This is a genomic window from Micromonospora kangleipakensis (assembly GCF_004217615.1).
In the GTDB taxonomy this organism is placed as follows: domain Bacteria; phylum Actinomycetota; class Actinomycetes; order Mycobacteriales; family Micromonosporaceae; genus Micromonospora; species Micromonospora kangleipakensis.
In genome coordinates, this window is the sequence record NZ_SHLD01000001.1 from 1,598,444 (window position 1) to 1,616,830 (window position 18,387).

At 71.8% G+C, this 18,387-nt stretch carries 17 protein-coding genes; 15 read left to right on the plus strand and 2 right to left on the minus strand.

Annotated elements, in window-relative coordinates; all coding sequences use genetic code 11:
* The first annotated feature begins 194 nt into the window (after nucleotides 1-194).
* From EV384_RS07845 to EV384_RS07900, 12 genes are all read left to right on the plus strand, one after another.
* Nucleotides 195-1,445 carry a sugar ABC transporter substrate-binding protein gene (locus tag EV384_RS07845; RefSeq protein WP_130331499.1) on the plus strand — a complete coding sequence of 417 codons (1,251 nt, stop codon included), beginning with the start codon at nucleotides 195-197 and terminating at the stop codon, nucleotides 1,443-1,445.
* Nucleotides 1,445-3,085, plus strand: coding sequence for an ABC transporter permease subunit (locus tag EV384_RS07850; protein WP_130331501.1), 1,641 nt, complete (start codon nucleotides 1,445-1,447; stop codon nucleotides 3,083-3,085). Before EV384_RS07845 ends, EV384_RS07850 begins: the two co-directional genes overlap by 1 nt.
* Nucleotides 3,082-3,981, plus strand: coding sequence for a sugar ABC transporter permease (locus EV384_RS07855; RefSeq protein ID WP_130331503.1), 900 nt, complete (start codon nucleotides 3,082-3,084; stop codon nucleotides 3,979-3,981). The genes EV384_RS07850 and EV384_RS07855 overlap by 4 nt, the downstream gene beginning before the upstream one ends.
* 226 nt (nucleotides 3,982-4,207) lie before the next feature.
* Nucleotides 4,208-6,019 carry a glycoside hydrolase family 13 protein gene (locus EV384_RS07860; RefSeq protein WP_130331505.1) on the plus strand — a complete coding sequence of 604 codons (1,812 nt, stop codon included), beginning with the start codon at nucleotides 4,208-4,210 and terminating at the stop codon, nucleotides 6,017-6,019.
* 249 nt (nucleotides 6,020-6,268) lie between these two features.
* Complete coding sequence (locus EV384_RS07865) at nucleotides 6,269-6,610, plus strand: hypothetical protein (protein WP_130331507.1); 342 nt, start codon at nucleotides 6,269-6,271, stop codon at nucleotides 6,608-6,610.
* Nucleotides 6,611-6,886: 276 nt separating this feature from the next.
* Nucleotides 6,887-7,957, plus strand: a complete 1,071-nt coding sequence (locus EV384_RS07870) for a BMP family lipoprotein (RefSeq protein WP_130340344.1) — start codon at nucleotides 6,887-6,889, stop codon at nucleotides 7,955-7,957.
* 259 nt (nucleotides 7,958-8,216) lie between these two features.
* Nucleotides 8,217-9,731: an ABC transporter ATP-binding protein gene (locus EV384_RS07875; RefSeq protein ID WP_341273651.1), complete on the plus strand. Its 1,515-nt coding sequence runs from the start codon at nucleotides 8,217-8,219 to the stop codon at nucleotides 9,729-9,731.
* Complete coding sequence (locus EV384_RS07880; RefSeq protein ID WP_130331509.1) at nucleotides 9,728-11,062, plus strand: ABC transporter permease; 1,335 nt, start codon at nucleotides 9,728-9,730, stop codon at nucleotides 11,060-11,062. The genes EV384_RS07875 and EV384_RS07880 overlap by 4 nt, the downstream gene beginning before the upstream one ends.
* A 3-nt stretch (nucleotides 11,063-11,065) precedes the next feature.
* Nucleotides 11,066-12,346, plus strand: coding sequence for an ABC transporter permease (locus tag EV384_RS07885; protein ID WP_130331511.1), 1,281 nt, complete (start codon nucleotides 11,066-11,068; stop codon nucleotides 12,344-12,346).
* Between the two features lie 121 nt (nucleotides 12,347-12,467).
* A complete protein-coding gene (locus EV384_RS07890; protein WP_130331513.1) occupies nucleotides 12,468-13,175 on the plus strand; it encodes a cytidine deaminase in 708 nt (235 codons plus the stop codon).
* A gap of 58 nt (nucleotides 13,176-13,233) precedes the next feature.
* Nucleotides 13,234-14,514 (plus strand): thymidine phosphorylase, encoded by a 1,281-nt coding sequence (locus EV384_RS07895; RefSeq protein WP_130331514.1) that lies wholly within the window; start codon nucleotides 13,234-13,236, stop codon nucleotides 14,512-14,514.
* A 110-nt stretch (nucleotides 14,515-14,624) separates the two neighbouring features.
* Nucleotides 14,625-15,305, plus strand: a complete 681-nt coding sequence (locus tag EV384_RS07900) for a DUF4272 domain-containing protein (protein WP_130331516.1) — start codon at nucleotides 14,625-14,627, stop codon at nucleotides 15,303-15,305.
* Nucleotides 15,306-15,310: 5 nt separating this feature from the next.
* Here EV384_RS07900 and EV384_RS07905 read toward each other — a convergent pair whose 3' ends face one another.
* Complete coding sequence (locus EV384_RS07905; RefSeq protein ID WP_130331518.1) at nucleotides 15,311-16,168, minus strand: putative RNA methyltransferase; 858 nt, start codon at nucleotides 16,166-16,168, stop codon at nucleotides 15,311-15,313.
* A gap of 1 nt (nucleotide 16,169) precedes the next feature.
* Complete coding sequence (locus tag EV384_RS07910; protein ID WP_130331520.1) at nucleotides 16,170-16,688, minus strand: MarR family winged helix-turn-helix transcriptional regulator; 519 nt, start codon at nucleotides 16,686-16,688, stop codon at nucleotides 16,170-16,172.
* Between the two features lie 58 nt (nucleotides 16,689-16,746).
* On the opposite strand from EV384_RS07910, the gene yczE reads away from it, so the two are divergent.
* From yczE to EV384_RS07925, 3 genes are read left to right on the plus strand one after another with little or no spacing between them, the layout of a single operon-like run.
* Nucleotides 16,747-17,376, plus strand: a complete 630-nt coding sequence (gene yczE / locus EV384_RS07915; protein WP_130331522.1) for a membrane protein YczE — start codon at nucleotides 16,747-16,749, stop codon at nucleotides 17,374-17,376.
* Nucleotides 17,364-17,933, plus strand: coding sequence for an NADPH-dependent FMN reductase (locus tag EV384_RS07920; protein WP_130331524.1), 570 nt, complete (start codon nucleotides 17,364-17,366; stop codon nucleotides 17,931-17,933). The genes yczE and EV384_RS07920 overlap by 13 nt, the downstream gene beginning before the upstream one ends.
* A complete protein-coding gene (locus EV384_RS07925; RefSeq protein ID WP_130331526.1) occupies nucleotides 17,930-18,343 on the plus strand; it encodes a PPOX class F420-dependent oxidoreductase in 414 nt (137 codons plus the stop codon). Before EV384_RS07920 ends, EV384_RS07925 begins: the two co-directional genes overlap by 4 nt.
* The last annotated feature ends 44 nt before the right edge of the window (nucleotides 18,344-18,387 follow it).

An 18,387-nucleotide genomic window follows, 5' to 3' on the forward strand; every position in this document is an offset into this window, starting at 1 on the left:
GGCACTTTAGCTCAAGGGCAAGTTCTTGCGTACAGTCCTGCAATCTCTTCCATTCCCTGCAACCTCTTGCTAACGTCCCGGCAACACGCGACAGCCGCGGCGCGGCACCCTAGCGCCGGACAGCAAGAACTTTCAGGGTTTCCACTGGCGGGCCGCCCTTCCCCCGGCGGGCCGCCACAACGACAGGAGTACCGATGCGCATCCGTACCGCGGGTGTGGTCGCCGTTCTCGGTCTGGCGCTCGCCGCGTCCGGCTGCGGCGACAACAGCAAGGACGAGCCGGCCGCCAAGGAATCCCCCAAGGCCGCCAGCGGCAAGCTCGTCATCTGGGCCGACGACAAGCGGACCGCCGCCCTCAAGCCGTTCGCCGAGCAGTTCGGCAAGGACAACGGTGTCACCGTCGAGGTGCAGGCCGTCTCCAAGGACCTGCAGACCAACTTCGTCACCGCCTCGCAGCAGGGCAGCGGCCCGGACGTCGTGGTCGGCGCGCACGACTGGATCGGCAACCTGGTGCAGAACGGCGCCATCGACCCGGTGCAGCTCGCCGCCGAGCAGAAGAGCAGCTTCAACGAGACCGCGATCAAGGCCGTGACCTTCAACGGCCAGCTCTACGGCGTCCCCTACGCCACCGAGAACGTCGCGCTCATCCGCAACACGGCGCTGGCCCCCGAGGCGCCGAAGACGATCGAGGACCTGGTCGCCACCGGCAAGAAGCTCAAGGCCGAGAAGAAGGCCAGCGAGATCCTCTGCCTCCAGTCCGGCCAGAACGGCGACGCGTACCACGTCTACCCGCTGTACACCTCGGGCGGTGGCTACCTCTTCGGCACCACGGCCAACGGCGACTACGACCCGAAGGACCTGGGCGTGGGCAAGCCGGAGTCGATCGCGGCCTTCCAGAAGATCGCGAAGCTGGGCGAGAAGGGCGATGGTGCGCTGAAGCGCTCCATCACCGGCGAGAACTCCATCGCCACCTTCACCGGCAAGAAGTGCGCCTTCCTGGTCTCCGGCCCGTGGGCGATCGCCGACGCCAAGAAGGCCAACATCGCCTACGACATCTCCCCGGTCCCCGGCTTCGCCGGTGGCAAGGAGGCCCAGCCGTTCGTGGGCGTCCAGGCGTTCTACGTCGCCGCCAAGGGCAAGAACAAGGCCCTGGCCCAGGAGTTCGTCACCAACTACGTGACCAAGCCGGAGCTGGCCGTCGCCCTGTACCAGGCCGAGCCGCGCCCGCCGGCGCTGACCGCCGCCTTCGAGCAGGTCAAGGGCACCGACCCGGACCTGGCCAAGTTCCAGGAGGCCGGCAAGAACGGCCAGGTGCTCCCGGCGATCCCGGCCATGGCCGCGATCTGGGACCCGTTCGGCAAGGCCGAGGCCGCCGTCATCGGTGGCGCCGACCCGGCCAAGACGATCACCGCCGCTGGCAAGACCATCGCGGGTCAGATCAAGTAATGAGCACGTCGCTGTCCGGCCCGGGGTCTGCCACGCAGGCCCCGGGCCGGGAGCCCATCCGCTCCGGGCTCCCGCGCAAGTCCCGTGACGCGCGGAACCACGCGCCGATCACCGCGACCGGCCTCGTCGTCAAGGTGGTCCTGCTCGGCCTGGTGGCCGGGATCGCGATCTGGGCGGCCTTCCCGCTCATCGAGGCCAGGATGTGGGTCGGTCTGGCCATCCTGGGGGCCACCACCGCCGGCCTGTGCTACCTCTATCTCACCCGCCGGCACATCCCGGCGAAGTACCTGGTTCCCGGCACGCTCTTCCTGATCGCCTTCCAGGTCTTCCCGGTGCTCTACACCGCGAGCACCGCCTTCACGAACTTCGGCGACGGCCACCGCGGCAGCAAGGACGACGCGATCGTCGCCATCCAGAGCTCCTCGGTGAAGCAGGTCGCCGGCTCCACCGAGTACGCCCTCTCCATCGCCACCAAGGGCGACCCGACCGCGGGCCCGCTGGTCTTCCTGGTCACCGACCCGAAGACCGGCGCCGTCTCCGCCGGCGACGGCGAGGGGCTGCGCCCGGTCGACGCCGGTTCGGTCACGGTCAGCCCCGGCGGCAAGGTCACCGCCGCCGAGGGCTACACCATCCTCAACTTCGGCCAGGCCAGCGCCCGCAGCCCGGAGATCACCAACCTCGTGGTGCCGACCCCCGGCGGCGCCCTGCGCTCCAACGGCCTGTCCCGCGCCTACGAGGGCAAGGCCATCCGGGCGTACGACGCCGGGTGCGACTGCATCGAGGACAGCGAGACCGGCAAGACCTGGACCGCCGACGCTGCGACCGGCTCCTTCGTCGCCGCCGACGGTGAGCGGCTGACCCAGGGCTGGAAGGTCAGCGTCGGGCTGGAGAACTTCCACCGGGTGCTGACCGACCCGAACATCTCCGGCCCGTTCTTCGGCACCCTGATCTGGAACTTCGCCTTCGCGATCGGCTCCACCGGGCTCACCTTCCTGCTCGGCATTGCCATCGCGCTCGCGCTGTACTCGCCCCGGATGCGCGGCACCAACCTGTACCGGGTACTGCTGATCCTGCCGTACGCCATGCCGTCGTTCGCGATGCTGCTGGTCTGGCGGGACATGTTCAACACCGACTTCGGCCTGGTCAACAACCTGTTCGGGATCGGGGTCGACTGGTTCGGCGAAACCTGGTCCGCCCGTGCCGCGGTGCTGCTGGTGCAGCTCTGGCTGGGTTACCCGTACATGTTCCTGGTGGCCACCGGCGCGCTCCAGGCGATCCCGCGCGAGCTGACCGAGGCCACCTCGGTCGACGGCGCCTCCCCGTGGCAGTCGTTCCGGGCGGTCACCCTGCCGCTGCTGCTGGTGGCGCTCTCGCCGCTGCTGATCGCGTCGTTCGCGTACAACTTCAACAACATCAACGCGATCTGGTTCACCACCGAGGGTGGGCCGTTCCCGGCGGACAACCCGACCAACGGCGCGACCGACCTGCTCATCACCTACACCTACCGGCTGGCCTTCGGCGCCCAGGGCGCGGAGTTCGGCATGGCGGCCGCGGTCTCGATCTTCATCTTCGCGATCGTGGCGACGGTGTCGGCGATCAGCTTCCGGCGTACCCGGCAGCAGGAGGAGGTGTACTCGTGACGACCTACGCGGAGGCCCCCGTCGCCAACCGCAACGCGAAGGGGAAGCCGAGGAGTCGCTGGTTCGCCCAGGTGGGCTGGCGGCACGTCGTCGGGGTGCTGGCGGTGGCGTTCAGCCTCTTCCCGATCCTCTTCGTGCTCTCGGCGGCGCTCAACCCGCTGGGCACCCTCTCCTCCACCGAGCTGGTGCCGACCGGGGCGTCGCTGGAGAACTTCACCAACCTGTTCGACCGGACCGCGTTCGGCCACTGGTTCCTCAACTCGCTGGTCATCGCGGGCTGCGCGAGCTTCGTGTCGATCTTCCTGTCCTCGCTCGCGGCGTACGCGTTCTCCCGGATGCGCTTCGCCGGGCGCCGGTTCGGCCTGCTCACGCTGCTGCTGATCCAGATGTTCCCGCAGTTCCTGGCGATCGTGGCGATCTTCCTGATCTTCACCACGGTCACCGACCTGTGGCCGGTGATCGGCTTCAACACCCCGTGGGGCCTGTTCCTGCTCTACATGGGTGGCGCGCTGGGCATGAACACCTGGCTGATGAAGGGCTTCTTCGACACCCTGCCCCGGGAGCTCGACGAGTCGGCGACCATGGACGGCGCCACGCACGCCCAGGTCTTCTTCCGGATCATGCTGCCGCTGGTGGCGCCGATCCTGGCGGTGACCGCGCTGCTGTCGTTCATCGGCACGATCAACGAGTTCATGATCGCCAACGTGTTCCTCACCAACACCGGGTCGAAGACCCTCGCGGTCGGCATGTTCGGCCTGGTGGCCGGTGAGCGCAACAACAACTTCGGGATGTTCGCGGCGGGCACGCTGCTCACCGCCGTCCCGACGGTGCTGGTGTTCCAACTCCTCCAGCGCTACATCGTCTCCGGCCTCACCTCCGGAGCGGTAAAGGGATAAATCGGATAGGACTGGTCGGAGGGGTGGCCACCCTTCGCTGAGGGCGAGGCGAGCGGTCCGGCTTCGCGACCCCGCTCAGGCCACCTGGAACTGGTGAAGCACGCCGCGGCAAGGGCGTCGGCGTCCGACGTACACCGGAGCAGTCACGGGCTGACCGCCGCGGCCGGGAGACCGGCCGCGGCGGGCGGCTCCTCTCTCCCGTCCGACCGACGCGAAAGGTCCCACCATGTCCCTGCAGCCGCACCACGACGGATCCGCGACCTACGTCCCGGAGCAGGAGCCCGCGCTCGGGCAGACCGTGCCGGTCTTCGTCCGGGTCCCGGAGGGCGCCGACGTGCGCCAGGTGCACGTCCGGACCACCGGCGACGGCGAGCCGCGCTTCGCCGAGGCCACCGTCGACCGCACCGAGCGCGGCGACGTGTGGTGGCGGGCCGACGTCGAGGTCCGCAACCCGGTCAGCAACTACCGGTTCATGCTCTCCGGCGCCACGGGCTACCGCTGGCTGAACGCCGCCGGCCTGGTCGACCACGACGTGCCCGACAACGGCGACTTCAAGCTGGTCAGCTACGCCCCGCCGCCGGCGTGGGCGCGGGACGCGGTGATCTACCAGATCTTCCCGGACCGGTTCGCCCGCTCCGCCGCCGCCGACGGCCGGACCGCGCCGGACTGGGCCATCCCCTGCGACTGGGACACCCCGGTCGTCGGGCGCGGGCCGGAGACGCCGTACCAGTTCTACGGCGGCGACCTGGACGGCGTCACCGAGCGGCTGGACCACCTGGACCGGCTCGGCGTGAACACCCTCTACCTCACCCCGATCTTCCCGGCCCGCTCCAACCACCGGTACGACGCGGCGAGCTTCGACACCGTCGACCCGCTGCTCGGCGGCGACGCCGCGCTGGCCCGGCTGGCGGACGCGGTGCGCGCCCGGGGCTGGCGGCTGCTCGGCGACATCACCAGCAACCACACCGGCGACGCGCACGAGTGGTTCACCAGCGCCGCGGCCGACGTGCGCGCGCCCGAGCGGGAGCTGTACTACTTCGACGAGGCCACCGGCGACTACGAGTCCTGGAACGGGGTCAAGTCGCTGCCGAAGATGAACTGGGGCAGTGCCGAGCTGCGCCGGCGCTTCGCCACCGCCGCGGACTCGCTGCTGCGTCGCTGGCTGCGCCCGCCGTACGGGCTGGACGGCTGGCGGGTCGACGTGGCCAACATGACCGGCCGCCGGGGCGCGGACGCGTACACCCACGAGGTGGCGCGGCTGCTGCGCGAGGTGGTGGCGGAGACCCGGCCGGACGGGCTGCTGCTCGCCGAGCACGGCCACGACCACACCGGCGACCTGGACCGGGACGGCTGGCACGGCACGATGAACTACGTCGGCTTCACCGACCCGGTCTGGTCCTGGCTGCGGCTTGGTGACGCCCCGGTCCCGAACTTCCTCGGCACTCCCGGCGGCGTGCGCCGGCGGGACGCGGGCGCGGTGCTGGCCACCATGGACAACTACCGGTCGCTGATCTCCTGGCGGTCGTACGTGCACTCGTGGCAGCTGCTCGGGTCGCACGACTCGGCCCGGATCCGGACCGTGGTCGGCGACGCCGCCCGGCAGGAGGTCGCCGCCGGTCTGCTCGCTACCATGCCGGGCACCCCGGTCGTCTTCGCCGGTGACGAGCTGGGGCTGACCGGCACCAACGGGGAGGGGTCGCGTACCCCGATGCCGTGGCACCGGCCGGAGAGCTGGGACCAGGCGACCTTCGCCGCGTACCGGTCGCTGCTGGCGCTGCGCCGCGGCGAGCCGGCGCTGCGCCACGGCGGCCTGCGCTGGGTCCACGCCGACGCGGACACCCTGGTCTTCCTGCGGGAGGCGCCCACCGGCTCGGTGCTGGTGCTGGCCCGCCGCGCGGTGGGCGCCCCGGTCCGGCTGGCTGGCCTGCCGGCCGGGGAGAACGTCCACGGCGGCGCGCCGGCCCTGCGGCCCGACGCCGACGGCGCGGTGGTCCTGCCCGCCGACGGCCCCACCTTCCAGGTCTGGCGCCTGGCCTGACCGCTCGGCGGCCCGAAGGTCACGCGCCAACCGCGACGTGGCCCCGCGCTGCGGCGGCCACCATGTCCCTGATCGTGCAGGATCGTGGGCGGCTGCGACGCGGCGGGTGCTCGGGCGGGCACAGTCGGTGGACGGGGTCAGCGCGTCGGCGCCGGGCGGGCGGCCGGCCGGGCGGCCGAGGTCACGGTATGAGCTCGGCTCGGCGGGCCGGCTACTACAAACCGTCGTTGATGGGGGAGGATGGCCGCCGTGGAAGCTCTTCGGCTGGTACTTCTCTACGTCCATCTGATCGGGTTCGCGCTGCTGCTCGGCGGCTCGATCGCCCAGTTCGTCAGCGGCCGGCTGCGGATCAACGCCGCCATGCTGTGGGGCTCGGTGATCGGTCTGCTGACCGGCCTGGGCCTCGCCGCCCCGCTGCGCGACGGCGACGAGCCGGCGCCCGCCAAACTTGTTACCAAGTTGGTGCTCGCGCTGCTGATCTTTGTCATGGTCTTCTTCTCCCGTAAGCGGGAGTCGGTCAACCGTGGCCATTTCCTCGCGATCATCGGGTTGACCCTGGTCAACGCGGCGGTGGCGGTCTTCTGGCGGTAGCGTCGGGAGCAGGGGAAAGGCCACGGGAAACGGACGTTCGCGACACCGCTCCGGGGACGATAGCGGCACGAATGGTGATCTGGCCCACGCAACGGTTACGTACGGATAACAGGCACTCAACGTTCGTGCACGATTGTCGGCCGGTGGGTGGGCGCGGGCGTACGCTCCCGTCCGTAACGTGGGACGCCGGCGGCAAGCGCAGGCCGGCTCAAGGGCTGCCACCGCTGGGAACGCGGTGTGCAATGGGAAGGAGACGTCTTGCGCTCTGTGCGTGGGATGCGGATTGCCTCCGCCTTCGTGGCGGGTGGGCTCGTGCTGGGCGCCGCCGCGTGTGGTGAGGCCCCCAAGGACGGCGACAACGCCGGTGGCAACGGCGCCAAGAAGTACAGCGCCTGCATGGTGACCGACATCGGCGGCATCGACGACAAGTCGTTCAACACCTCGGCCTGGAAGGGCCTGCAGGAGGCCAAGAAGGCCAACGACAACATCGACATCAAGTACGTCGCGTCGAAGGCCGAGGCGGACTACGAGGTCAACCTGACCGGGTACGTCAACCAGAAGTGTGACTTCATCCTGGCCGTCGGCGGCCTGATGTCGGACGCGACCAAGAAGGCCGCGACCGCGAACCCGAACCAGCAGTTCGGCATCGTCGACTCCAACCCGGGCGTGGACAACGTCTACCCGATGCAGTTCGACACCGCGCAGGCCGCGTTCCAGGCCGGCTACCTGGCCGCCGGGATGAGCAAGAGCGGCAAGGTCGGCGCCTACGGCGGTCTGCCGATCCCGCCGGTGACCATCTTCATGGACGGCTTCGCCGACGGCGTGGCGTACTACAACAAGGCCAAGGGCAAGAACGTCCAGGTCCTGGGCTGGGACAAGGCGACCCAGAAGGGTTCCTTCACCCAGTCGTTCACCAAGCAGGACGAGGGCAAGAAGGTCTCCGACGCGCTGGTCGCCCAGGGCGCGGACATCATCATGCCGGTCGCCGGTGGCGCCGGCCTCGGCACCACCGCCGCGGCCCAGGCCTCGGGCGGCAAGTACTCGGTCGTCTGGGTCGACGTCGACGGCTGCGACAGCACCCCGAACTGCGCGGCGCTGCTGACCACCGTGGTCAAGAACATCCCGGACGCCGTCAAGGAGGCCGTGCTCAAGGCCGCCGGTGGCGAGAAGCTCCAGCCCAAGCCGGGCTTCGTCGGCACCCTGGCCAACAACGGCGTCTCCATCGCCCCGTACCACGACTTCGACAGCAAGGTCCCGGCGGACCTGAAGGCCGAGGTCGACAAGATCAAGGCGGACATCGCCGCCGGCACCATCACGGTCACCTCGAAGGCCCAGCCGACCAAGTGACCCGTCCGCCGGCCGCCGCGGTGAGATCATCGGCAGCGGAGGCCGGCGGGCACCAGGTTTGACGATCCGGCCGCCTCGGCGTACGCGGGGACACCCGCGCCGCCGGGGCGGCCGATCCGCACCACACCGGGACCGGGCCGGCTCGGCGCCCGGCGGCAGCGGCTACGCTGCACCATCGCTCGCACTCCAGGAGGTTGCGCTGAGACTCGAACTGCGCGGCATCACCAAGCGGTTCGGTGATCTGGTCGCCAACGACCACATCGACCTGACGGTGGAGCCTGGAGAGATCCACGCCCTGCTCGGCGAGAACGGCGCCGGCAAGTCGACCCTGATGAACGTCCTCTACGGGCTCTACCAGCCCGACGAGGGCGAGATCCTGGTCGACGGCAAGCCGCTGAAGCTGAAGGGCCCGTCGGACGCCATCGCGGCCGGGATCGGCATGGTGCATCAGCACTTCATGCTGGTGCCGGTCTTCACGGTGGCCGAGAACGTCATGCTCGGCGCCGAGCAGGTCAAGGGCGGCATCGCCGGCTTCCTGGACCGGCGGCGCGCCCGGCGCGAGGTCGCCGAGGTCTCCGAGCGGTACAACCTCCGGGTCGACCCGGACGCGGTGATCGAGGACCTCCCGGTCGGCATCCAGCAGCGGGTGGAGATCGTCAAGGCGCTCACCCGCGACGTCGACCTGCTGATCCTGGACGAGCCGACCGCGGTGCTCACCCCGCAGGAGACCGAGGAGCTGCTCACGGTCATGCGGTCGCTCAAGGCCGCCGGCAAGTCGATCGTCTTCATCACCCACAAGCTGGGCGAGGTGAAGGCGATCGCCGACCGGATCACCGTCATCCGGCGCGGGAAGACCGTCGGCACCGCCGCGCCGACCGCCAGCCGGGACGAACTGGCCGCGCTGATGGTCGGCCGCAGCGTCCGACTGACCGTGGAGAAGCAGCCCGCCACCCCGGGCCGGCCGATCCTGGAGGTCTCCGGCCTGGTCGTCGACGACGACCGGCAGATCCGCGCGGTCGACGGCGTCGACCTGACCGTGCACGCGGGCGAGGTGCTCGGCGTCGCGGGCGTCCAGGGCAACGGCCAGACCGAGCTGATCGAGGCGATCATGGGCCTGCGGCCGGCGCTCGCCGGCACGGTGACCCTCGACGGCGAGGACGTGCACGGCTGGCAGACCAAGAAGGTGCTCCGCGCCGGGGTCGGCTACGTGCCGGAGGACCGCAGCGTCGACGGCCTGGTCAAGGAGTTCTCCGTCGCGGAGAACCTGGTGCTGGACATCTACGACCGGCCGCCCTTCGGCAAGGGTCTGTCGCTCAAGCCGGACGCCATCGCGAAGTCGGCGAAGGAGCGGATCGAGCAGTTCGACATCCGTACCTCCTCGGCCGACGCCGCGGTGGGCACCCTCTCCGGCGGCAACCAGCAGAAGGTGATCGTGGCCCGGGAGCTGTCCCGGCCGCTGAAGCTCTTCATCGCCGCCCAGCCGACCCGGGGCGTGGACGTCGGCTCGATCGAGTTCATCCACAGCCGGGTGATCCGCGAGCGGGACATCGGCACCGCGGTCATGGTGGTCTCCAGCGAGCTGGACGAGGTGATCGGCCTCGCCGACCGGATCGCGGTGATGTACCGGGGCCGGATCATCGGCATCGTCGGCCCGGACACCCCGCGCGAGGAGATCGGCCTCCTGATGGCCGGCATCACCCCGGAGACGGCCGGCGAGCCCGGCGGCACGGCGGCCCCGGCCCCCGAGGGCCCTGGTAACGAGGACGAGGCATGAGCAACCCGAACCCGGCGTCGGGCTCCCCGGACAAGGAGCCGGCGACCGAGTCCCAGGCGGCGCAGAACGCGGTCGGCAACACCGACCGCGCGGCGACGACCGCCACCGCCCCGAAGCGGCCCGAGGAACAGCCCCGCCCCTCGCTGGGTCGGCTGTTCCTGGACAACCTCTGGGCCGCCAACACGGTCACCGTCACCGTGCTCGCCGTGGTCCTGGCGATGCTCGTCGGCGCCGTGCTGATCATCGTCTCCGACCCGGAGGTGCTGGCCACCTACAGCTACATCACCGCCCGGCCGGCCGACGCGCTCAACTCCAGCTGGGCGGTGGTCAGCGAGGCGTACGCGAACCTGTTCAAGGGCGCGATCTTCGACCCGGAGGCGTCCGGCTTCACCGCCGTGCTGAGCCCGATCTCGGAGACGCTCACCTACACCGCGCCGCTGGCCTTCACCGGCCTCTCGGTCGCCCTCGCCTTCCGCGGCGGCCTGTTCAACATCGGCGCCCAGGGCCAGGCGACCATCGGCGTCATCCTCGCCGCGGTCGCCGGCTTCGCGCTGCCGCTGCCGCCGGTGCTGCACCTGCTCGTCGCGCTGATCGCCGGCGCGGCCGGCGGCGCGATCTGGGGCTTCGTCCCGGGCATCCTCAAGGCGCGCACCGGGGCCCACGAGGTGATCAACACGATCATGCTCAACTACGTGGCGGTCTACTTCCTCTCCTGGATCATCATCCAGAGCGGGGTGCACAACCCGAACCGCGCCGACGCGATCAGCAAGCCGGTGGAGTCCTCCGCCCAGCTGCCCCGCCTGCTCGGCGACAACCTGCGGGTGCACGCCGGCATCCTGGTCGCGGTGCTGGCCACCTGGTTCGTCGCCTGGCTGCTCAACCGCTCCACGGTCGGCTTCGAGCTGCGCGCGGTCGGGGACAATCCGGACGCCGCGCGGACCGCGGGCATCAGCGTCACCCGGACGTACGTGCTGATCATGGTGATCTCCGGCCTGCTGGCCGGCCTGGGCGGCTCGAACATGGTGCTCGGCTCGACCGCGGACGCGCTCACCCCGGAGGTGGTCGCGCAGATCGGCTTCGACGGCATCCTGGTGGCGTTACTCGGGCGGGTGAAGCCGTGGGGCGTGCTGCTCGCCGCCCTGCTCTTCGGCGCGCTCCAGGCCGGCGGCAACCGGATGCAGTCGTACTCGGGGATCTCCCTGGAGTTGGTCACCGTGCTCCAGGCGCTGATCGTCATCTTCATCGCCGCACCGGCCCTGGTGAAGGCGATCTTCCAGCTCCGGGCCGCCCGCGCCGCCCGGTTGCAGACGAGCCTGGCGAAGGGCTGGTAAGGCATGTCCACCACGGCTGTCCCCGACGTCGCCGTCGCCACGGTCGACGAGGGCTTCTGGACGCGGACCCGCAAGACGGGTGCCGCCCTGCTGGCGCTGGGCGTGCTCGCGGCGGTGCTCTTCGGAGCGCTCGCCACCGGCCGGCAGGCCCGCTTCACGCTCAGCGAAACCGAGGGCGGGGCGGCGCTGGCGGTCAACGGCACGACCGGCGCGATCTTCTTCGGGATCATCGCCGCCGCGGCCGGCGGCGCGCTGCTGGCCGGGGTGCCGAAGCGCTGGTTCACCACGCTGCTCGGCGTCGGGCTGGTCGCCTTCGTGCTGAGCTTCCTGTGCTGGCAGGTCTCCGCCGCCCCCGAGGGCCGCAACTTCATGCCGCTGGTGAACGTCGTCCGCGGCACGTTCATCCTGGCCCTGCCGCTGATCTTCGGCGCGCTGGCCGGCGTGCTCTGCGAGCGGACCGGCGTGGTGAACGTGGCGATCGAGGGCCAGCTGCTGATGGGCGCCTTCTCCGGCGCGCTCTTCGGCAGCATCTCCGGCAACGTCTGGGTCGGCCTGGTCGCCGCCGCGATCGGCGGCGCGCTGATCTCCCTGCTGCTCGCCGTCTTCGCCATCCGCTACCTGGTCGACCAGGTGGTCATGGGCATCGTGCTCAACCTGCTGGCGGTGGGGGTCACCGGCTTCCTCTACGAGCGGCTGATGCAGACCGACGCGACGAAGTACAACAGCGCGCCCCGGTTCAGCAACTGGGAGATCCCGCTGCTCAAGGACATCCCGCTGATCGGTCCGGCGCTGTTCCGGGGCAACATCTTCCTCTACCTCGGCCTGCTGCTCGTGCTGGTCATCCACATCGCGCTGTTCCGCACCCGATGGGGCCTGCGGACCCGGTCGGTGGGTGAGCACCCGACCGCGGCCGACACCCTCGGCGTGAAGGTGCTGCGGCTGCGCTACCGCAACGTGATCATGGCCGGAATGGTGGCCGGCATCGGCGGCGCCTCGTACACGCTGGCGCTCTACTCCTTCACCAAGAACATGATCGGCGGTAAGGGCTTCATCGCCCTGGCCGCGCTGATCTTCGGCCGGTGGAGCCCGACGGGCGCGCTGCTCGCGGCGCTCTTCTTCGGCTTCGCCGACCAGCTCGCCACCTACCTCGGCGCGATCGGCAGCAGCATCCCCAGCCAGTTCCTGGCGATGCTGCCGTACCTGGCGACGATCCTGGCGGTGGCCGGGCTGGTCGGCCGGGTCCGGGCGCCGGCCGCGGACGGCAAGCCGTACATCAAGGGCTGAGCCCTGAGCTGATCGGTGCCCGGCGGGGGATTTCCCGCCGGGCACGGTCGTTCCGGGTGTCGACCGGCACAGGGGTACCCCTTCCCGCGTTCGACCAGGGTCAGTTGGGCAGAATGGTGGGATGACCGAGATCGACTGGGAGCGGCTGCGCGCCGCGGCCACGGAGGCGATGCGGCACGCGTACGCGCCGTACTCGAAGTTCCCCGTCGGGGCGGCCGCCCTGGTCGACGACGGCCGGGTGGTGGTCGGCTGCAACGTGGAGAACGCCGCGTACGGCGTCACGCTCTGCGCCGAGTGCGGGGTGGTCTCCTCGCTGCACGCCACCGGCGGCGGCCGGCTGGTCGCGATGTCCTGCGTCGACGCCAACGGCGAGCCGCTGATGCCCTGCGGCCGGTGCCGGCAGCTGCTCTGGGAGCACGGTGGCCCGGAGTGCCTGGTCGAGACGAAGGGCCGGCCGCTGCGGATGGCCGAGCTGCTGCCGCACGCCTTCGGCGTGGAGGACCTGGAGGCCGTCGTCAGCGAGACCCCGGTGCCGGTGGTGCCGGAGCGGTTGGCCGCCTGGCGGGGGCGGGGCACGGTCTTCGTGCACCCGGACCTCTCCGCCGGGCAGCAGGTCTGGACGGCGTACTGGGAGCGGTCCGCCGGGGACACCGAGGGCGCCGAGACCGGCGTGCTGGAGGAGGGTCCGACCTGGGACGACCCGGCGGAGGCGGTCACCTGGGGGCTGGCCCGTACGCCTCGGGTGGTGGTGGTCGACGCGGCCGGCGCCATCTTCTGGGCCGGTGAGAGCGAGCCGCCGATGGAGATACCGATCCGCTGGGCTGGTTGAGCTCCGCCGGGCGCAGGGCCGCTGGTCGGCATCCGCAACGACGAGGAAAGATCATCTGATGAGTGCTTTTACGGCGGTCGACGTCATCCGGGCCAAGCGGGACGGGGGTGTGCTGAGCGACGGCCAGATCGACTGGGTGGTCGACGCGTACACCAAGGGGCTGGTGGCCGACGAGCAGATGTCGGCGCTGGCCATGGCGATCCTGCTGCGCGGCATGACCGCGCCGGAGATCGCCCGGTGGACCGCCGCGATGATCGCCAGCGGGGAGCGGCTGGACCTGTCGTCGGTGTCCCGGCCGACCGCGGACAAGCACTCCACGGGCGGCGTCGGCGACAAGATCACCCTGCCGCTCACTCCGCTCGTCGCCGCCTGCGGCGGCGCGGTGCCGCAGCTCTCCGGGCGCGGGCTGGGCCACACCGGCGGCACCCTGGACAAGCTGGAGTCGATCCCCGGCTGGCGGGCCGCGCTCACCAACGACGAGTTCATCGCCCAGCTCCGCGACGTCGGCGCGGTGATCTGCGCGGCCGGCGCGGGGCTGGCCCCGGCGGACCGCAAGCTGTACGCGCTGCGCGACGTCACCGGCACCGTCGAGGCGATCCCGCTGATCGCCAGCTCGATCATGAGTAAGAAGATCGCCGAGGGCACCGGCGCGCTGGTGCTCGACGTGAAGGTCGGCTCGGGCGCCTTCATGAAGTCCGTGGACGACGCCCGCGAGCTGGCCCGGACCATGGTCGAGCTGGGCGGTGCGCACGGCGTGCGGACGGTCGCCCTGCTCACCGACATGTCCACCCCGCTCGGCCTGACCGTCGGCAACGCGGTCGAGGTCACCGAGTCGGTCGAGGTGCTGGCCGGCGGTGGCCCGGCGGACGTGGTGGAGCTGACCCTGGCCCTGGCCCGGGAGATGCTGGCCGCGGCCGGCCTGCCGGACGCCGACCCGGAGGCGGCGCTGCGCGACGGCCGGGCGATGGACGTCTGGCGGACGATGATCCGGGCGCAGGGCGGCGACCCGGACGCGCCGATGCCCACCGCCAACGAGGTCGAGGTGATCCGCGCTGCCGAGGACGGCTTCGTCGCCTCCGTCGACGCGTACGCCATCGGGGTGGCCGCGTGGCGGCTCGGCGCCGGGCGGGCCCGCAAGGAGGACCCGGTGAGCATCCCGGCCGGGGTGGTGCTGCACAAGCGCCCCGGTGACCCGGTACGCGCGGGCGACCCCCTCTACGAGCTGCGTGCCGAGCACGGGGAGCGGATCCCGGCGGCGCTCGCCGAGGCGGAGCGCGCGGTCCGGATCGCGCCGGACGCGCCGGCGGCGACGCCGCTGGTCATCGAGCGCATCGGCTGATCAATTCCGGTCGGCGGTGCCGTGGTGCTGGCCACCCGAAGCCGCTATTCTCCCTGCCCAGGGGGGACAGACCGGCGATGAGCCGTTGCGAGCAGACAGGGACCTGAGCCGTGCGCATACCCGCCCCCGATCCCCGGGCCGTCCGTGAGGCGAGCCTCGACGAGCTGTCCCGGCTGGGCCTGCCACTTCCGCCGTCCCAGTTCCCGCTGGTGTGGGAGCCGGGCGACGAGATCGAGCTGCGACCCACCGTCGAGATCGAGGCTCGGATCTCGGTGCTGCACCTGATCCTGGCCCGGTGCTTCGGGATGCCCCCGCAGGCGGCGATGAGCTGGCTGCTCGCCTCGCGCCTGGTGGACATGGTAACGCCGCCGGAGTGGCAGTTCGTGATGGGCGGCAAGGGCGACCACCGGTCGTTCGTGCTGCACCACGACGCGCTCTTCTCGCTGGCCTGGGTGCTCGGGTTGACCAAGGAGCTCGACCCGACGGTGCCGGTGGACGAGCGGCTGGTGGAGCGGATGCCGCACGTCGCCAGCGGGGAGACCTTCGCCCAGTGGCGGTCGCGGATCCTGGCCGCCCCGCAGCACCCCGCCGACGCGGCGGCCCTGCTCGACCTGCACTACTGCCTGGACTGGGCGTACCTGGCGACGGAGCGGGCCGGCCGGCGGCCGCCCGGGCTGGTGGACGCGAACGCGATCGGGCAGCGCCGGTGGGCGCTGGAGTGGGCGGTGGTCCTCCGCGGCCCGTACCACGACGAGCCGCCCGGCTGGGAAGAGGTCGACCTCTCCACCTGACCCGGTCAGCGCGGCCGGTGCACGCCCAGCCGGACGGCGAGCGTCACCGGGACCGGCTCGGGCAGGGCGGCGATCCGGTCGGCGAGCCGGGTCGGGTCGGTGTGCCAGGCGCTCGGGCCCATCCCGACCAGGGTGGCCACCTCGGTTCGGGTGAGCGCGAGCCGGGCCCGACGCACCTCGGTCGACTCCTCGGTGAAGTGCCCGGCCAGGCTGCCGGCGACCCGGTCCGCCTTGGCCGGGTCCACCTTCAGGAGGTCGAGCGGGTCGACCAGCTCGACCAGGTGGTCCTCGGCCGGGGTGACCACCAGCAGCGCGCCGGCCGGGTCGAGCACCCGGTGGAACTCCGCGCCGTTGCGCGGGGCGAAGACGTTGAGCAGCACGGCGGTGGAGGCGTCGGCCAGCGGGAGGCGCTGCCAGGTGTCGGCGAGCGCCGCCGCCGCGCGCGGGTGGGCCCGGGCCGCGCGGCGCAGCGCCGGCTTGGAGACGTCCAGGGCCAGACCGGCGGCGTCCGGCAGCGCCGCCAGCACCGCGGCGAGGTACCGGCCGGTCCCGGCGCCGGCATCCACCACCAGCGGGTACGGCTGGTCGGGGCGCTCGGCGTACGGGAGCGCGGTGGTGGCGAGGGCCTCGGCGACGGTGTCGTAGTGGCCGGCGGCGAGGAAGTCGGCGCGGGCGGCGACCATCTCGGCGCTGTCCCCGGCGTGCGGGGCGCGGCCGGCGAGCAGGTTGACGTACCCCTGGCGGGCGACGTCGAAGCTGTGCCGGCGCGGGCAGCGCAGCGCGCGGGCGGTGCCCGCGGTGACCTCGGCCAGGGGATCGCCGCAGACCGGGCAGCGCAGCCGGTCGAGGATGCGGGCGTCCACGTCAGAGCTCCGGGCCGGCGGGCGTCGGAGCGGCCCGGCGGGGCCGGTCGTCACCGGGCCGGGCCGGCGCGGTGAGGTGGTCGACCACCCGGTGGGTCAGCGCGCCGAGCGCCTCGATCTCGTCGGGCGTGAGCAGGTCGATCAGGTGCCGGCGGACGGCGGCCACGTGCCCCGGTGCGGCCGCCTCGATGGCCCGCCGGCCGGCGGGGGTCAGCGCGATCACCGAGCCGCGGCCGTCGGATGCGCACTCCTCGCGGGTAACCAGGCCGCGCTGCTGCATCCGGGTCAGGTGGTGGGAGAGCCGGCTGCGGGACCAGAGCATCCGGTCGGCCAGCTCGCTGAGGCGCAGCCGTTGGTCGGGCGTCTCGGAGAGGTCGGAGAGGACGTCGTAGTCCGGCTCGGAGAGCCCGGCGTCCTGCGCCAGCTCGCGGGCCAGCTCCAGGTCGAGCAGGCGGCGCATCCGGCGGTAGCCGCGCCAGGCCCGCTCCTCCCGCTCGTCCAGCCACCGGGGTGCGTCCATGCCGACCATCCTAACTCAGTTGTTGACATGTCACCGAGAGCACCCTAGGGTCGATGACATGTCATCCAGATTGCCCTTACGGCTGGGTCGGCTCCTGGTCGGGCTGGTCCTCTTCGGCGCCAGCGTGGCGCTGATGGTCCGCGCGGACCTCGGGCTGTCGTCCTGGGACGTGCTGCACCAGGGCCTCGCCGCCCGGACCGGCCTGCCGCTGGGCTGGGTGGTCAACGGCGTGGCGCTGGTGGTCCTGCTGCTCTGGCTCCCGCTGCGCCAGCGCCCCGGCTTCGGCACCGTGGCCAACGTCGCGCTGGTCGGGGTGGCGCTCGACGCGGTGCTGGCGGTGCTCCCGCCGGTGCACGCGCTCCCCGCCCGGGTCGGCCTGCTGCTCCTCGGCGTCCTGCTCAACGGGGTCGCTACCGCCCTCTACCTCGGCGCCCGGCTCGGCCCCGGCCCGCGCGACGGGCTGATGACCGGCCTGGCCGCGCGCGGCCTGCCGATCGGCCGCGTCCGCACCCTGATCGAGCTGGGCGTGCTCGCCGCCGGCTGGCTGCTCGGCGGCACCGTCGGCGTCGGCACCGTGCTCTACGCGCTGAGCATCGGACCGCTCGCCCAGTTCCTCATCCCCCGACTCGCCGTGCCGATCCCCGCCCGGCCCGCCCCGACAGGAGTGACCCCACCATGCCCCGCCTGAACGTGATCGTCGCCAGCACCCGCCCCGGCCGGGTGGGCCGGCGGCTCGGAGACTGGTTCACCGAAGTCGCCGTCCGGCACGGCGGCTTCGACGAGGTACGCCTGGTCGACCTCGCCGAGGTCGGGCTGCCCTTCCACGACGAGCCGCACCACCCCTCGGAGGGGAACTACCTGCACCCGCACACTCGGGAGTGGAGCGCGACGACCGCCGCGGCGGACGCCTTCGTCCTCGTCATGCCGGAGTACAACTACGGCTTCAGCGCCCCGCTCAAGAACGCGATCGACTACCTCTACCACGAGTGGCGGCACAAGCCGGTCGGCTTCGTCAGCTACGGCATGACCTCGGGCGGCCTGCGCGCGGTGCAGATGATCAAGCAGGTGGTGACCACGCTGAACATGGTGCCGGTCAACGAGGCGGTGGCCGTCTTCCTGCGGCAGGCGCTCGACGACCGCGGTGAGCTGCGGCCCGACCCCGGGCGCGACGAGGCCGCCGACCTGATGCTCGACCAGCTGGTCCGGCTGGCCGCCGCGCTCGCGCCGCTGCGGGTGGCGGCGTGAGCGCCCGGCTGTGGGAGCTCTTCGGCGAGCGGGGGCGCGGGGTGGTGGTCACCCTGCGCCGGGACGGCCGACCGCAGCTGTCGAACGTCGACTATCTCGCCGAGCCCGGGCTGATCCGCTGCTCCACCACCGGCGACCGGGCCAAGGTCCGCAACCTGCGCCGCGACCCCCGGGCCAGCTTCCACGTGACCACCGCCGACGGCGGGGCGTACGTGGTGGCCGAGGGGACCGTGACGCTCACCCCACCGGCCGCGGCGGCCGACGACGCCACCGTCGAGGAGCTGGTGGAGGTCTACCGGCGGATCCGCGGCGAGCACCCCGACTGGGCGGAGTACCGGGCCGCCATGGTGGCCGACGGTCGCCTGGTGGTGCGCCTCGCGGTCGAGCGGGTGTACGGCTGGCGCCCCTGACCCGCCCGGCCCGGTCCCATCCCGTCCCGCGGTCGCCGGTGACT

Bases quoted from the DNA above. Each gene is read 5' to 3' on its own strand.
- EV384_RS07845 (WP_130331499.1), top strand. From the start codon at position 195: ATGCGCATCCGTACCGCGGGTGTGGTCGCCGTTCTCGGTCTGGCGCTC.
- EV384_RS07850 (WP_130331501.1), top strand. From the start codon at position 1,445: ATGAGCACGTCGCTGTCCGGCCCGGGGTCTGCCACGCAGGCCCCGGGC.
- EV384_RS07860 (WP_130331505.1), top strand. From the start codon at position 4,208: ATGTCCCTGCAGCCGCACCACGACGGATCCGCGACCTACGTCCCGGAG.
- EV384_RS07870 (WP_130340344.1), top strand. From the start codon at position 6,887: ATGCGGATTGCCTCCGCCTTCGTGGCGGGTGGGCTCGTGCTGGGCGCC.
- EV384_RS07880 (WP_130331509.1), top strand. From the start codon at position 9,728: ATGAGCAACCCGAACCCGGCGTCGGGCTCCCCGGACAAGGAGCCGGCG.
- EV384_RS07885 (WP_130331511.1), top strand. From the start codon at position 11,066: ATGTCCACCACGGCTGTCCCCGACGTCGCCGTCGCCACGGTCGACGAG.
- EV384_RS07890 (WP_130331513.1), top strand. From the start codon at position 12,468: ATGACCGAGATCGACTGGGAGCGGCTGCGCGCCGCGGCCACGGAGGCG.
- EV384_RS07895 (WP_130331514.1), top strand. From the start codon at position 13,234: ATGAGTGCTTTTACGGCGGTCGACGTCATCCGGGCCAAGCGGGACGGG.
- EV384_RS07910 (WP_130331520.1), bottom strand. From the start codon at position 16,688: ATGGACGCACCCCGGTGGCTGGACGAGCGGGAGGAGCGGGCCTGGCGC.
- yczE (WP_130331522.1), top strand. From the start codon at position 16,747: ATGTCATCCAGATTGCCCTTACGGCTGGGTCGGCTCCTGGTCGGGCTG.
- EV384_RS07920 (WP_130331524.1), top strand. From the start codon at position 17,364: ATGCCCCGCCTGAACGTGATCGTCGCCAGCACCCGCCCCGGCCGGGTG.